We start from the raw sequence: 1,137 nt of genomic DNA, 5'->3' as shown, positions 1-1,137 counted from the left end.
CGATGTTGAAAGGCAGATCTTTTTGGATCAGATTACCTGCTTGGTCATAGCGGTAAGTTTGGGAATAAAGCTGTTCTCCTGAAAGGTTGATTCGCTTAACTTCTGTTAGATCTACCGCGTTGTAGCCGTACACGACGTGGCTACCATCAGGAAGTGTACTGGAATGAACGCGTCCTTGCCGGTCGTATACATATTTCATCTGCAGACCATTGCCCAACGTTTCTTCAACGAGGCGATCACACCGGTCATAAGTTCGGGTATTTTGTGTATGATTGATGAGATCCTGAATGAGGATAGGATTATCATTCAGATCATAGGTATAGGCATAGGAGAGCGTTTGGTCAGCGGAAGCTACAGCTGATAGGCGACCTTTTCCATCATAGGTGAAATAGATCAGATTGCCGTCAGGTTTTAGTGTGGAAATCTTTTGGCTGAGGTTGTTAAAGGTGTGGAAAGTACTTTTTTGTTCAGGTGTTCCAACTGCTTCGATGCAAGAGGCGACGTCTCCAATGGAATTGTATGTCCATTTTGTGATGACTTCCCGATCAAAGACGTCTACCTTAAAGACTTTTTCACGTGTTTCAATCAGCTGTCCCACTCCATCATAGAAAAACTCCCGCTGTTGAAGAATTTGACCGAGAGCATTTTTGATTTGCAGAGTTGCAATTTGATTGTGTGTGTTGTAAATGGAAACGGTTATGTTTCCTTTGGGATCGGTGGTTTCTGAATAGGGAACAGTTAGGCCGTACTGATCTTTATAATCATAACGATAGGTTATGCGTGTGACATTGCCTTCTGGATCGGTGACAGAAGTGGGTTGTTTATGGCAATTATAGGTCGTTTTAACTGTGCTAACATCGGCATGTGAATAGGTGCTGGTTTTTATTTGATTGCCATCGGCGTCATAAATATAGGTTTGTCTACGGAGGACGTTTTTAAAAGCATCTTCTTGTCTTGCTTCAACGACATAGCCATGGAGGTCATAGGCAAATACATCTAAGGTATAATCATTGTCTCCATTTGTCTTGCTTCAACGACATAGCCATGGAGGTCATAGGCAAATACATCTAAGGTATAATCATTGTCTCCATGTCCAAAGAAGGTTTTGACGGATTCTTTCCGCCCTAATGAATCATA

The 1,137-nt window shown here is 42.3% G+C and carries 1 pseudogene; it reads right to left on the bottom strand.

Annotated elements, in window-relative coordinates:
- Nucleotides 1-1,137 (bottom strand): annotated as a pseudogene (locus AOM43_RS13080) (hypothetical protein); the annotation flags it as partial.

Origin of the sequence: Parachlamydia acanthamoebae (genome assembly GCF_000875975.1) — a bacterium.
Classification (GTDB): Bacteria; Chlamydiota; Chlamydiia; order Chlamydiales; family Parachlamydiaceae; genus Parachlamydia; species Parachlamydia acanthamoebae.
The sequence above is the reverse complement of the archived record's forward strand: the minus strand, read 5'-3'. Positions and strand labels throughout refer to the sequence as shown.